The 11,874-nt window shown below is 62.1% G+C and carries 13 protein-coding genes; 7 read left to right on the top strand and 6 right to left on the bottom strand.

All coding sequences use genetic code 11. From position 1 onward, the window contains the following. Positions 1 to 8: 8 nt before the first annotated feature. Positions 9 to 614, top strand: coding sequence for an OmpW/AlkL family protein (locus AQUI_RS0115995; RefSeq protein ID WP_027258407.1), 606 nt, complete (start codon positions 9 to 11; stop codon positions 612 to 614). A 60-nt stretch (positions 615 to 674) separates the two neighbouring features. Here AQUI_RS0115995 and AQUI_RS0115990 read toward each other — a convergent pair whose 3' ends face one another. From AQUI_RS0115990 to AQUI_RS30115, 3 genes are all read right to left on the bottom strand, one after another. Next, complete coding sequence (locus tag AQUI_RS0115990) at positions 675 to 1,175, bottom strand: lysozyme inhibitor LprI family protein (RefSeq protein WP_027258406.1); 501 nt, start codon at positions 1,173 to 1,175, stop codon at positions 675 to 677. Further along, positions 1,175 to 2,335: an isovaleryl-CoA dehydrogenase gene (locus AQUI_RS0115985; protein ID WP_027258405.1), complete on the bottom strand. Its 1,161-nt coding sequence runs from the start codon at positions 2,333 to 2,335 to the stop codon at positions 1,175 to 1,177. The genes AQUI_RS0115990 and AQUI_RS0115985 overlap by 1 nt, the downstream gene beginning before the upstream one ends. Before the next feature lie 153 nt (positions 2,336 to 2,488). Next, positions 2,489 to 2,611 carry a DUF1236 domain-containing protein gene (locus AQUI_RS30115; RefSeq protein ID WP_084294436.1) on the bottom strand — a complete coding sequence of 41 codons (123 nt, stop codon included), beginning with the start codon at positions 2,609 to 2,611 and terminating at the stop codon, positions 2,489 to 2,491. Between the two features lie 708 nt (positions 2,612 to 3,319). Between AQUI_RS30115 and AQUI_RS0115975 the strand changes: the two genes are divergently transcribed. Beyond that, positions 3,320 to 3,778 (top strand): CreA family protein, encoded by a 459-nt coding sequence (locus tag AQUI_RS0115975; protein ID WP_051371916.1) that lies wholly within the window; start codon positions 3,320 to 3,322, stop codon positions 3,776 to 3,778. On the opposite strand, the gene AQUI_RS0115970 is transcribed toward AQUI_RS0115975, so the two are convergent. Further along, positions 3,766 to 4,959: a DegT/DnrJ/EryC1/StrS family aminotransferase gene (locus tag AQUI_RS0115970; RefSeq protein WP_027258403.1), complete on the bottom strand. Its 1,194-nt coding sequence runs from the start codon at positions 4,957 to 4,959 to the stop codon at positions 3,766 to 3,768. The genes AQUI_RS0115975 and AQUI_RS0115970 overlap by 13 nt on opposite strands. A gap of 79 nt (positions 4,960 to 5,038) precedes the next feature. Further along, positions 5,039 to 5,701: an HAD-IA family hydrolase gene (locus tag AQUI_RS0115965; RefSeq protein ID WP_027258402.1), complete on the bottom strand. Its 663-nt coding sequence runs from the start codon at positions 5,699 to 5,701 to the stop codon at positions 5,039 to 5,041. Positions 5,702 to 5,832: 131 nt separating this feature from the next. Between AQUI_RS0115965 and glmU the strand changes: the two genes are divergently transcribed. The 4 genes from glmU to AQUI_RS0115945 are packed head-to-tail and all read left to right on the top strand — an operon-like array spanning position 5,833 to position 10,255. Further along, positions 5,833 to 7,188 carry a bifunctional UDP-N-acetylglucosamine diphosphorylase/glucosamine-1-phosphate N-acetyltransferase GlmU gene (gene glmU / locus AQUI_RS0115960; protein ID WP_027258401.1) on the top strand — a complete coding sequence of 452 codons (1,356 nt, stop codon included), beginning with the start codon at positions 5,833 to 5,835 and terminating at the stop codon, positions 7,186 to 7,188. Next, a complete protein-coding gene (gene glmS / locus AQUI_RS0115955; RefSeq protein ID WP_027258400.1) occupies positions 7,188 to 9,008 on the top strand; it encodes a glutamine--fructose-6-phosphate transaminase (isomerizing) in 1,821 nt (606 codons plus the stop codon). The genes glmU and glmS overlap by 1 nt, the downstream gene beginning before the upstream one ends. Before the next feature lie 3 nt (positions 9,009 to 9,011). After that, the gene (locus tag AQUI_RS0115950; protein WP_027258399.1) at positions 9,012 to 9,554 is read left to right on the top strand and encodes a pyridoxamine 5'-phosphate oxidase family protein; all 543 of its coding nucleotides are present in this window, start codon (positions 9,012 to 9,014) and stop codon (positions 9,552 to 9,554) included. Between the two features lie 20 nt (positions 9,555 to 9,574). Further along, on the top strand, positions 9,575 to 10,255 hold the full coding sequence (locus AQUI_RS0115945) for a DNA alkylation repair protein (RefSeq protein WP_027258398.1): 681 nt from the start codon (positions 9,575 to 9,577) through the stop codon (positions 10,253 to 10,255). A gap of 85 nt (positions 10,256 to 10,340) precedes the next feature. On the opposite strand, the gene AQUI_RS0115940 is transcribed toward AQUI_RS0115945, so the two are convergent. Continuing rightward, the gene (locus AQUI_RS0115940) at positions 10,341 to 10,772 is read right to left on the bottom strand and encodes a hypothetical protein (protein WP_027258397.1); all 432 of its coding nucleotides are present in this window, start codon (positions 10,770 to 10,772) and stop codon (positions 10,341 to 10,343) included. A 91-nt stretch (positions 10,773 to 10,863) separates the two neighbouring features. Here AQUI_RS0115940 and moaA point away from each other — a divergent pair, with 91 nt between their 5' ends. Continuing rightward, the gene (gene moaA, locus AQUI_RS0115935; RefSeq protein WP_027258396.1) at positions 10,864 to 11,874 is read left to right on the top strand and encodes a GTP 3',8-cyclase MoaA; all 1,011 of its coding nucleotides are present in this window, start codon (positions 10,864 to 10,866) and stop codon (positions 11,872 to 11,874) included.

Genomic DNA, 11,874 nt, shown 5'->3' with positions numbered 1-11,874 from the left:
CGCACCCCATGAAACGCATGGTTTCCGCTCTGGCATTGACCTCTGCTCTCGCCGCGCTGGCCGGACCCGCGCTGGCCCAGCAGCAAGGCGACTGGACTGTTGGCGTCGGCATCGCCAACGTGAACCCGAAATCCGGCAACGGCACCCTTGCCGGTATGGCCGCCGATATCGACGACGGCACCGCGCTGTCGCTGACAGTTGAATACTTCTTCCGCGACAACTGGGGCATTGAACTGCTGGCCGCTTCGCCGTTCGAGCATGACGTCACATTGGCCGGCGCCGGCTATGCCGCCTCGGCCAAACAGCTGCCGCCGACCATCTCGGTCAACTACCATTTTCCAGCCCAGGGCAAGATCAAACCGTTTGTCGGCCTTGGTCTCAACTACACCACTTTCTTTGAAGAAAGTTCGCCGCTTGGTGCGATCGAAATGGACGACAGCTTTGGCGTGGCGCTCAATGCTGGCGCGGACTGGCAGATCTCCGACCGCGGTGCTGTCCGCTTCAATGTCCGCTACATGGACATCGACAGCGACGTAACTCTGAACGGCGCCGCAATCGGCACCGCCGAGATCGACCCGGTTGTCCTGAACATTGCTTACGTGCACCGCTTCTGATCCTTTGCATCCCACTGCTGGCGGGCCAATGCGTGTCCGCCAGCGTCACTTTGTGAACGGCTATTCGCCAAACCAGGCATCTTCCAGATAGAGCGCCTGCTCTCCGGTCAGCCGCATCAGGCAGCTTAGCACTGCCGGTCCGCCGCCCGTTCCGCCACCCCACTGCGATCTTTCGAAATCACATGTGGCATCGCGATAGATGATCCAAGCCCGCTGCATGCCGCGGAGCGCCGGCGCTGTCTTTGGCACCGCAGAACCGAGTTCCTCCATTTCAGCATCCAAGGCTTCGGCCTTGGTCCGCATTGACTTGTAGGCGCGGTTCAGCCGCTGATCCCAATAGCTGCGCTCGCCATCCAGACACCCCATCATACCAACGGTAGTGGAGCCATCCGGCGTCTCCCCCATGCAGTGCTGCGCCGAAGTTCCTAAGCAGCCGCGCCTTGCGTCCTGATTGGCCGCACCCGCGACGCAAGCCGCCGTCGCACCGGAGGAGAAATGCACCTCCTGCGCCATGACGGAAGTGCCCGCCATCAGCAAAGCTAACAACAGGCCCGTTTTCATTACATGGTTCCCATCAGTTCGCGGCCGATCAGCATGCGGCGGATCTCAGAGGTACCGGCCCCGATTTCCATCAGCTTGGCATCGCGGAAGATGCGGCCAACCGGGTTGTCCGACAGGTAGCCCGCGCCGCCAAAGGCCTGCACCGCCTGATGCGCCTGGGTCATCGCAACTTCCGATGCGTAAAGGCAGCAGGCCGCCGCGTCCTGGCGGGTCACCGTGCCCTTGTCGCAGGACTTGGCGACCTCGTAAACATAGGCACGGGCGGAGTTCATCGCAGTGTACATGTCGGCGATCTTGGCCTGCATCAGCTGGAAGTTCCCGATCGGCTGGCCAAACTGCTTGCGCTCCGCCATGTAGGGCATCATTTCGTCCATGCAGGAGGCCATGATGCCGGTGCCGATACCTGCCAGCACCACGCGTTCATAGTCCAGGCCGGACATCAGCACGCGCACGCCCTTGCCCTCTTCGCCCAGGATGTTTTCGAACGGCACTTCCACGTCTTCAAACACCAGCTCAGCCGTGTTGGAGCCGCGCATGCCAAGCTTGTCAAAGTGTTTGGAAGTGGAGAAGCCCTTCATCTCTTTTTCAATCAGAAAGGCCGTCATGCCTTTTGAACCGGCGTCAGGATCGGTTTTGGCATAGACCACAAGGGTGTCGGCATCCGGCCCATTGGTGATCCAGTACTTGTTGCCATTCAGGCGGAAGTGATCGTTGCGCTTTTCCGCCCGCAGCGACATCGAGACCACGTCGGATCCCGCACCTGCTTCGGACATCGCCAGCGCGCCGACATGCTCGCCCGAGATCAGCCGCGGCAGATACTTGGCTTTCTGCTCGGAATTCCCGTTCAGCTTGATCTGGTTGACGCAGAGGTTGGAGTGCGCGCCATAGGACAGCGAAACAGAGGCGCTGGCACGGGCGATTTCCTCGATCGCGACCGTGTGGGCCAGATAGGACATGCCGGCACCGCCGAATTCCTCCGGCACGGTAACCCCCAAAAGGCCAAGCTCGCCCATCTCTTTCCAAAGCTCTGCAGGGAACTGGTTGTTCTGGTCGATCTCTTGCGCCATCGGCTTGACGCGGTCCTGCGCCCAACGGTGAACCGCGTCGCGCAGTGCGTTCACATCCTCACCAAGATCAAAAGTCATGCTAGCGTTGAACATCCCGCGGAGCCTCCAGATACAGCCGATTATATGAACACTTGTTCAATTCAATAGACGAGGCCACGATTCGGGTCAATCGTGTTCCTGCAAGGCAGCTCAAACGGCAAGGGGCGGCCCCTGAAAAGCCGCCCGCATCAGACTGCACCAACCGGATCAGCGGATGACATCGGTTACAGTGCGGCTGTCCGCCTCAACCAGTACCGGCAGGGATTTGAGATAGACGTAACGGTAATTGGCTCCCGGAACCTCGGTCAGCTGGACCTCTTCTGGGATCATGATCACCTGTCACCAACTCACCCTGCACGTAAACCGGTTCGGTGGCGTTGCTGCGCACATAGGTCACCACCTTCCCGACCGGCACCGCAGCCTCACCCGCGAGTGAGCCCGCAATGGCCCCGGCGACAATGCCTGCCGGGCCTGCAATCAGGCCGCCGGTGATGGCACCGCCAACAGCACCCAGCGCAGCATCGTCTTCGCCAGTTTCCGTGCTGGTATACGTGACGTATGTTGAATTTGACCGGGTTGTCCTTGGCAACAACCGGCACATAAGTGCCGGAAAGAGTGCCGGTCGGGTATTCACCATAGGCCCAGCCGTCCGCACCTTCATATCGACCCTGCACCAGTTGCCTTCCTCAAAGCAGCCCTCAAGGTCAACCGAACCATCGGCAGAGATTACGCCAATGATCTCGTGCTGCGGCCCCGGGCCTGCACGCAGGTTCAGGTCGGTCACTGCCTGCACTTGGACGCCGGCCCACACGGGGGCGGCCAGCAAGGCCAAAAGCGGAAGCAGCCAGGGCGCATTTGGGCGTAAGCATTGTGCTCTCCTCGATATCATTTCTGTCTGAGGGCGCGCTTTCACGCTGTTGCGAAGAGACCGCGTCCGCTTCCAGGAAAAGGTTCCCCGGATCGTTTTGCTGATTGTGCGCGTTGGGTTAGCAGTAACCGGACGGACTGGTACAAAGCAGATAGCGAGGAAACAAACTGATGAAACGATTGAACCGCACCGCGGCAGTCCTGACCTGCCTGCTGAGCCTGCCCGCCGCAGCTGAGGAGGTCGGGCAGATCGGCGTCGATTGGGTCGGCAATGATATCATCATCGAGGCTATCGCCGACCCAAAGGTCAGCGGCGTGACCTGCCACATCGCCTATTTCGAGCGCGGGCTGCTGGACCGTCTCTCCAAGGGAAACTGGTTCGAAGATCCATCCAACGCTTCAATCGCTTGCCGTCAGACCGGACCGATCACAGTCGGTGACATCGACCGCGGCCGCGATGGCGAGGACGTGTTCCGGGCGTCCCGCTCCATCATCCTGAAGTCACTGCGGGTGAAGCGCATCTTCGACGAAGCCAACCAGACCCTGATCTATGCTGCCCACGCGGCTGAGCTGACTGACGGATCCGCCAAGGTATCGATCTCAACGGTGCCGCTTTATCAGGCGGACTGATAGACGGCGGAAACCTCGGCGCGGATAATTCGGGCGATCTGAGCGCAATCCTCCACACTGAAGGTCAGCGGCACCCGCATGTCGATGATACCGGCCAGGATGCGGTCGCTTTGCGGCAGGCGCGGCGTCTCTGCATAGCGCCAGCTGTCATAGCGGGATGTAAAGGCCACCGGTTCCGCTGTGCCGAACCATTTCAGCTCAACCCCGCGGGCGGCGCAGCGGCGCACCGCCTCCCGCACGGCCTCCTCGGACCAGTCCATCAGCAGGAATTGGATCGAGGATCCGACATAGACTTCCTGCGCAGGACGCTCCACCACGGTCAAGCCCGGCGTGCCGCGCAGGCCGTTCTCAACTTCGCGGTAGCGGTCATTCCAGCGCTGCACCTGGGTTTCCAGGTCACTCAGCTGCGGCCGCAGGATGGCGGCACGCAGGTTGTCCATCCGGCCCGAGATGTTGGGGGTCTCATATTTCACCCGCTCAAACACCTCTGGCCCCGGCGCCGCCAGATGGCGGCCATAAAGCATGTAGGAGCCGGACATCATGATGGCACGGGCGGCGATCTCTTCATCGTCGGTGATGAGCAGCCCGCCCTCGCCCGAGTTCACATGCTTGTAGGTTTGGCAGGAATAGCAGCCCACCGCACCGTGACGGCCTGACTGAACACCGTTCCAGGACGCTCCCATAGTGTGGGCGCAGTCTTCGATCACGATGATGCCGGCGGCGTCGCAGACCTCCATCAAACGGTCCATGTCGCACAGATGCCCGCGCATGTGCGACAGCATCAGCACTTTGGCCTGATCCGCCTTGGCGGCAAGGTCGTCAAGGTCGATGGTCAGATCCTCGGTCACCTCGACGAACACCGGCTCCGCACCCACCGAGGCGATGGAGCCCGGCACCGGCGCCAGTGTGAAGGCGTTGGTCAGCACCTTGTCGCCCGTTTTTACCCCGACTGCGCGCAAAGACGTGGCCAGCGCATACCCCCCCGAGGCCACCGCCAGGCAGTATTTCGCCCCTATCTGCACCGCGAACTCCTGCTCCAGCAGTGCAGTTTCCCCTGCCTCGCACTCCGCTACGTTGTAACGGTGCAGCCGTCCGCTGCGCAGCACCGCCAGTGCAGCCTCGATGGCGTCTTCGGGGATGGATTCTTGCTGGGTGAAAGACCCGGAAAATGTCTCGCTCATGCGGCGTTTGTGAGCCGCCGCCCGGCAAGGGTCAAGAGGGAAGCCGTTTGGCCGAGTTTCCCGAAACTAAGTTGCGGGATCACACAATCAGCCGCTCCGCAACCGCCGGCAGGTCTTCATAGCGGTCCAGCAGCGCCTCTGGCTGCAGCGCCTCCATGTCATCACCTGCCGGACCAAAGGTCACCAGCACCGACGGCACGCCCGCATTGGCAGATGTATTGCGGTCCGTGTCACTGTCTCCGACCAGCAGCGTGCGCGCCGGATCGCCGCCTGCCCGCCGGGCCGCCTCAAACAACGGCTCAGGGTCGGGTTTGCGCACCGGCAGCGTGTCTGCCCCCACCAACGAGGCAAAGACATCGCGAACACCAAGGCTGCGCAGCAGCTGTTCCGCCAGCGCCTCGGGCTTATTGGTACAGATACCGACACCAAAACCTGCAGACTTCAGCGCTTCCACTGCCGCCATCGCGCCAGGGTAAAGCACGGTGTGGTGGTCGATGGCATCGCGGTAGGCTTCCAGCAGCACCGGGTAGAATTCGTCCACAGTAGCGTGATCAAACCGGCCGGCCCGCTTCAGGCCAGTAGCCAGCATGTTGCGGCCGCCGCGCAGGGCAACACCGGCGTCTTCGGGATGGCTCAGCACATCGCCCAGCCCCATCTGCCGGAAACAAGCATTGGCCGCCGCCAGCAGATCACCGGAAGTATCGGCCAGCGTGCCGTCCAGATCGAAGATAACTGTTCGCATGTCCTGCCCCTTCGGCGCATTTCCGCTGCCGCATGTTGCAGCCCGCAATCTTGTTTGATGGCGCTATCTCTTGCGCCCCGCCCCTCAGCGGATAAAACGGGAGCGAAAAAAAGACAAAGAGAAAAGCGATTATGAGCATTGCCCTTGTCATCCTGGCGGCCGGAAAAGGCACCCGGATGAACTCTGACCTTCCCAAAGTCCTGCACCCGATCGCCCAGGCGCCGATGCTGGAGCATGCGATGGCCGCGGGCCGCGCGCTGGAGCCGGAGCGCACCATTATCGTTGCAGGCCACGGGGCAGAGGCAGTGCGAAAAGCCGTTGCTGCAATTGACGAAACGGCAGAGGTCGTATTGCAGGAAGAGCAGCTGGGCACCGCCCACGCCGTGGACCAGGCGCGTGCGGCACTGGACGGATTCGAGGGCGATGTGGTGGTGCTGTATGGCGACACGCCATTTGTCAGCGCAGAGACACTGGAACGCATGGTCGAGGCCCGCCAGCGCGCTGATCTGGTGGTTCTGGGGTTCGAGGCCGCTGATCCCGGCCGGTATGGGCGCTTGGTGATGGACGGCGACAGCCTGGAACGGATTGTCGAGTTCAAGGACACCAGCGACGCGGAGCGCGCTCTCACCTTCTGCAACTCCGGCCTGATGGCCGGCAAGGCACGCGCGGTGTTTGATCTGATTGCCAAGGTCGGCAATGAAAACGCCTCGGGCGAATATTACCTGACCGATCTGGTGGAGCTGGCCCGGCGGGAAAAGCTGAAAGTGACAGCGGTCTCCTGCGATGAAGCCGAGACACTGGGTGTCAACTCCCGTGCCGAACTGGCGCAGGCGGATGCGCTGTTTCAGGCCCGCGCACGGGCCGAGCTGCTGGATCTGGGCGTCACTCTGATGGCACCGGACACCGTATACCTGGCCTTTGACACCATCATCGGGCGGGACACGGTGATCGAGCCCAATGTGGTCTTCGGCCCTGGCGTCACGGTGGAAAGCGGTGCGCTGATCCGGGCGTTCTCGCATCTGGAAGGCTGCCATGCCAGCCGCGGAGCCAAGGTTGGTCCCTATGCCCGCTTGCGCCCCGGCGCGGAACTGGCCGAGGACACGCACATTGGAAACTTTGTCGAGATCAAGAACGCCGAAATCGCCGCAGGCGCCAAGGTCAACCATCTCAGCTATATTGGCGATGCGTCGGTTGGAGAAGCCAGCAACATTGGCGCGGGCACGATTACCTGTAACTATGACGGGGTGATGAAGCACCGTACCGAGATCGGCGCCCGCGCCTTTATCGGATCGAACACCATGCTGGTGGCGCCGGTCCGGGTCGGCAACGAGGCAATGACCGCCACTGGCGCGGTGATCACAAAGAATGTCGAAGACGGCGATCTGGCCCTGGCCCGCGCCGAACAGACCAACAAACCGGGCCGCGCGCGCAAGCTGATGGATATCTTGCGCGCCAAGAAGGCCCACCTGCAGAAGGGAGCCAAGTGATGTGCGGAATTGTTGGCGTACTGGGTAATCACGAGGCCGCCCCGATCCTGGTCGAGGCACTGAAACGGCTGGAATACCGCGGCTATGACAGCGCAGGCATCGCCACCGTGAACAACGGCGCACTGCGCCGCCGCCGTGCCGTGGGTAAGCTGGTGAACCTCAGCGATCTGCTGGTGCATGAGCCGCTGGCCGGCAAAGCCGGCATCGGCCACACCCGCTGGGCCACCCATGGCGCGCCCTCGGTCAGCAACGCGCATCCGCACCGCGCGGGCGCCGTGGCCGTCGTGCACAACGGCATCATCGAAAACTACAAGGACCTGCGCGCCGAACTGTTGAATTGCGGCATGGAATTCCGCACCGAGACCGATACTGAAACCGTCGCCTTGATGACCGAGCGTTACCTGCAGGAGGGCCTCTCTCCTGCAGAGGCCGCCTTTAAAACACTGGATCAGCTGGAAGGCGCCTTTGCGCTGGCCTTTCTGCTTGAAGGCGAGGAAGACCTGATCATCGCTGCCCGCAAAGGCTCGCCGCTGGCGATCGGCCATGGCAACGGTGAGATGTTTGTGGGCTCCGATGCAATTGCCCTGGCACCGTTTACCGACCAGATCACTTATTTGGAGGAAGGCGACCGCGCCATTGTCACCCGCGCGGGCGCCGAAATCCGCGGTGCGAACGGTGAACTGGTGAACCGCGCAACCAAAACCATCCAGATCGACGCCACCCAGGTCGACAAAGCCGGGCACAAGCATTTCATGGCCAAGGAAATCGCCGAGCAGCCGCATGTAATTGCCGAGGCGATCCGCCACTACCTGCCGGTTGAAGAAGATGCCGTCCGCCTGCCCGGAGACGTAGACTTTTCTCAGGTCGAACGGCTGACCATGGTCGCCTGCGGCACCGCTTATTACGCCTGCGTCACTGCCAAATACTGGTTCGAGCAGATCGCCCGGCTGCCGGTCGAGGTCGATATCGCCTCGGAATTCCGCTACCGCGAGCCGCCGATCCCCGGCAAGACGCTGGCGCTGTTTGTCTCCCAATCGGGCGAAACCGCCGACACCCTCGCCGCCCTGCGCTATTGCCAGGAAAAGGCGGACAAGATCCTGTCGGTGGTCAACGTCCCCGAAAGCTCCATCGCGCGGGAAAGCGATCTGGCGCTGCCGATTTATGCCGGGCCGGAAATCGGTGTGGCTTCGACCAAGGCCTTCACCTGCCAACTGACAGTACTGCTGGCGCTGGCGCTGAAAGCCGCCTGCGACCGCGGCCATCTCAGCGCTGAGGAAATGGCAGACTACGCCACCGCGATCCGCGGGTTGCCCAATGTGCTGTCTTCCGCGCTGGAACAGAACGAAGCGATCCGCCAGGCGGCACAAAAGGTCAGCGAAGCCCGCGACGTCTTGTTCCTGGGCCGCGGCCTGATGTTCCCTCTGGCACTGGAAGGCGCGCTGAAGCTGAAGGAAATCAGCTACATCCACGCCGAGGCTTATGCGAGCGGCGAGCTGAAGCACGGACCTATTGCGCTGATCGACAAGCATATGCCAGTGGTGGTTCTCTCGCCCAAAGACACGCTGTTCGACAAATCCGTCTCCAACATGCAGGAAGTGCTCGCGCGCAAGGGCAAGGTGCTGATGATCTCGGATCAGGACGGCATCGACGAGGCCGGTGAGGATGTCTGGTGCGCCATCCGGATGCCCCGCATCAAGGAAGCGCTGACGCCGATCCTTTATGCGATCCCGGCACAACTCTTGGCGTATCACACCGCAGTTGCCAAGGGCACCGATGTGGATCAGCCCCGCAATCTGGCGAAATCCGTAACGGTGGAGTAACTCATGGCCAAGCAGTTCCCGCAGATCGAAGACACGCACCGCAAATTTATAGAAGAGCAGCACATGTTCTTCATCGGCTCTGCTGGGCCTGAGGGCCGCGTGAACATCTCGCCCAAGGGGATGGATTCGCTGCGGGTGCTGGGGCCGGACCGGATTGTCTGGATGAACCTGACCGGCAGCGGCAATGAAACAGCGGGCCACTTGCTGGATGTGAATCGGATCACCCTGATGTGGTGTTCCTTCACCACCCGCCCGATGATCCTGCGGACCTACGGCACCGCCAAGATCCTGCACGCTGGTGATGACGGCTGGGATGAACTGGCCGCCCTGTTCCCGGCCCACCGCAGTGCGCGGCAGATCTTTGATGTCTCAGTGGACATGGTGCAGACCTCCTGTGGCTATGCGGTGCCCTTCATGGAGTATCAGTCCGAGCGCGACACCATGCAAAAATGGGTCGATAACAAATCTGACGACGAAATCCGCGCCTATTGGGCGGACAGGAACCAATCTACCATTGATGGCCAGCCCACAGGGGTGCCGGTGTGACTTCCGTGGCAGGCCATGACATGCTGGACACGCATCTGGACCAACTCAAAGTTTTGGCCGAACCAGGCAGGGCCGATCAGATGGCCGCCTATCACAAGCAAAGCCGCGAAGTACTGGGAGTGCCAAATCCGGCCACCAATGAGCTGACCAAATCCTGGCGGAAGTCGCTGAACCTGGAACAACACGTGGAGCTGGCAAGTGCCCTGTGGGGCACCAATATCTTTGAAGCCCGCATCGCCGCCGCCAAGCTGCTGACCCAAGCGCGGATCAAGGAAGACGCAGCCGCATGGGACTTGCTGCGATCCTGGGTGCCGGATTTTGACAGCTGGGCCATCGCAGATCACGCCTGTTCCGCCATTTCAAAACGGCTGCAGGCCATGCCGGACCGCTTGGCCACGGTCGAGGTTTGGACGCAGTCAGATCACATGTGGTCCCGGCGCGCCGCCCTTGTGGCCACCCTGCCCTGGGCCAAGATGAACAATCTGAAGCCCGCAGACCAGCAGCACCGCGAACGCGTCCTGGGCTGGGCGGCCTCTTATGTGCCGGACCGGAACTGGTTCATCCAAAAGGCCATCGGCTGGTGGCTCCGCGACCTCAGCAAACATGACGCGGACCGCACGTCCGCCTTCCTGGCGGAACACGGACCAGCGATGAAAGCCTTCGCCCGCAAGGAAGCGGCCAAGTACCTGAAGGACGCCTAACCCCGCCGCGGATCCGCCCGGCGTCAGCCGGGCAGTGCCCGCCCCCGCCCCAAGAGGGCGGGCGCTTCGCCGCTCTCAAGAAAGATCAGCCCGAGGGCAGCACCTGCACTTCGGCCAGTTCTGTCAGCGGCAGCTGCAGTGCACGCATGGCGCCGATCGACAGACGGCTGCCGCCTGACTCCGCGCCAGGTGCCGGTTTCAGCGTCAGCACCACCTGGGTATTGCGGCTGGTGCGCACCAACGCCTGCTGTTCAGCAGCCACCAGCGGTGTTTCCATCCACAGTCCAGGCAGTGACGGATCGCCCAGCGAGGCAACCGTGGTTGCAGAGCCGCGGAACGACGGCGCGGCAGGGTCCGCCTCAACCACATCGACGCCGGGGCCCGGCTGCAGCACCGGATCCTGCGGCTCTGCCGCCGCCGGTGCCCCCTGGCCGCCGAGGATGGAAGAATTCAGCTGGATCCCGTTACAAGCAGCCAGCAAGGAAATCGAAGCAAGGGAAATGACTGTCATACGCATGAGGCGACCCTAGCTTTGCGCGAAACTCTTTGCCAGCGGTAAAAGCCGTCCCCCTCTTGCCGCGGGCGGTGCCCCGCTTTACCTAGGAGGCATGACAGCTCCGCTTATTGATCCCTTCGCCCGCGCAATCACTTATCTGCGTGTCTCGGTCACCGACCGCTGCGACTTCCGCTGCGTCTATTGCATGTCCGAGAATATGACATTTTTGCCCAAGAAGGATCTGCTGACGCTGGAGGAGCTGGACCGGCTGTGTTCCACCTTCATCCGGCTCGGCGTTGAGAAGCTCAGGATCACCGGCGGTGAGCCGCTGGTCCGGCGCGGCATCATGACTTTCTTCCAGTCGATGAGCCGCCATCTGGACACCGGCGCCCTGAAGGAGCTGACGCTGACCACCAACGGCTCGCAGCTAGCGAAATACGCCGATGACCTTTATGCCGCCGGGGTGCGCCGGGTGAATATCTCGCTCGACACGCTGGACGAACAGAAATTCGCCAATGTCACCCGCTGGGGCCGCCTGCCGCAGGTGCTGAAAGGGATTGATGCCGCCCAGAAGGCCGGCCTCAAGGTCAAGCTCAACGCCGTGGCGCTGAAAGGCTTCAACGAAGAAGAACTGCCCGCGATCACCGCATGGTGCGCCGAACGCGGCCTCGACCTAACATGGATCGAAGTCATGCCGATGGGCGAAGATATCGGCGCCATGGAGCGCATCGGCCAGTACTGGTCGCTGAAAGACGTGCGTGCGGAATACGAAAACCACTATACCGTCACCGATCTGGCTGAGCGCACCGGCGGTCCGGCGCGATATGTGCGGCTGGAGGAAACCGGCCAGAAGATCGGCTTCATCACCCCGCTTTCCCATAACTTCTGCGAAAGCTGCAACCGGGTGCGGGTGACCTGCACCGGTGAAATTTACACCTGCCTGGGTCAGGAGGGCAAGGCTGACCTGCGCGCGCCCCTGCGCGCAAACGAGGAAGGCACCGGCGTCTTGGAGGCCGCGATCCGCGCCGCCATCGGCGACAAGCCCCGCGGCCATGACTTTGACTATTCCCGGCAGGAGGCCGGCGGCCAGATGTCCCGCCACATGAGCCACACCGGCGGCTGA

Source organism: Leisingera aquimarina DSM 24565 (genome assembly GCF_000473165.1).
Taxonomy (GTDB): Bacteria; Pseudomonadota; Alphaproteobacteria; order Rhodobacterales; family Rhodobacteraceae; genus Leisingera; species Leisingera aquimarina.
This window is presented reverse-complemented; position numbering and strand designations above follow the sequence as displayed.

Excerpts from the sequence above, each read along its gene's own strand:
- AQUI_RS0115975 (WP_051371916.1), top strand. The coding sequence starts at position 3,320 with ATGAAACGATTGAACCGCACCGCGGCAGTCCTGACCTGCCTGCTGAGC.
- AQUI_RS0115965 (WP_027258402.1), bottom strand. The coding sequence starts at position 5,701 with ATGCGAACAGTTATCTTCGATCTGGACGGCACGCTGGCCGATACTTCC.
- moaA (WP_027258396.1), top strand. The coding sequence starts at position 10,864 with ATGACAGCTCCGCTTATTGATCCCTTCGCCCGCGCAATCACTTATCTG.
- AQUI_RS0115940 (WP_027258397.1), bottom strand. The coding sequence starts at position 10,772 with ATGCGTATGACAGTCATTTCCCTTGCTTCGATTTCCTTGCTGGCTGCT.
- glmS (WP_027258400.1), top strand. The coding sequence starts at position 7,188 with ATGTGCGGAATTGTTGGCGTACTGGGTAATCACGAGGCCGCCCCGATC.
- AQUI_RS0115985 (WP_027258405.1), bottom strand. The coding sequence starts at position 2,335 with ATGTTCAACGCTAGCATGACTTTTGATCTTGGTGAGGATGTGAACGCA.
- glmU (WP_027258401.1), top strand. The coding sequence starts at position 5,833 with ATGAGCATTGCCCTTGTCATCCTGGCGGCCGGAAAAGGCACCCGGATG.
- AQUI_RS0115950 (WP_027258399.1), top strand. The coding sequence starts at position 9,012 with ATGGCCAAGCAGTTCCCGCAGATCGAAGACACGCACCGCAAATTTATA.
- AQUI_RS30115 (WP_084294436.1), bottom strand. The coding sequence starts at position 2,611 with ATGATCCCAGAAGAGGTCCAGCTGACCGAGGTTCCGGGAGCCAATTAC.
- AQUI_RS0115970 (WP_027258403.1), bottom strand. The coding sequence starts at position 4,959 with ATGAGCGAGACATTTTCCGGGTCTTTCACCCAGCAAGAATCCATCCCC.
- AQUI_RS0115990 (WP_027258406.1), bottom strand. The coding sequence starts at position 1,175 with ATGAAAACGGGCCTGTTGTTAGCTTTGCTGATGGCGGGCACTTCCGTC.
- AQUI_RS0115995 (WP_027258407.1), top strand. The coding sequence starts at position 9 with ATGAAACGCATGGTTTCCGCTCTGGCATTGACCTCTGCTCTCGCCGCG.
- AQUI_RS0115945 (WP_027258398.1), top strand. The coding sequence starts at position 9,575 with ATGCTGGACACGCATCTGGACCAACTCAAAGTTTTGGCCGAACCAGGC.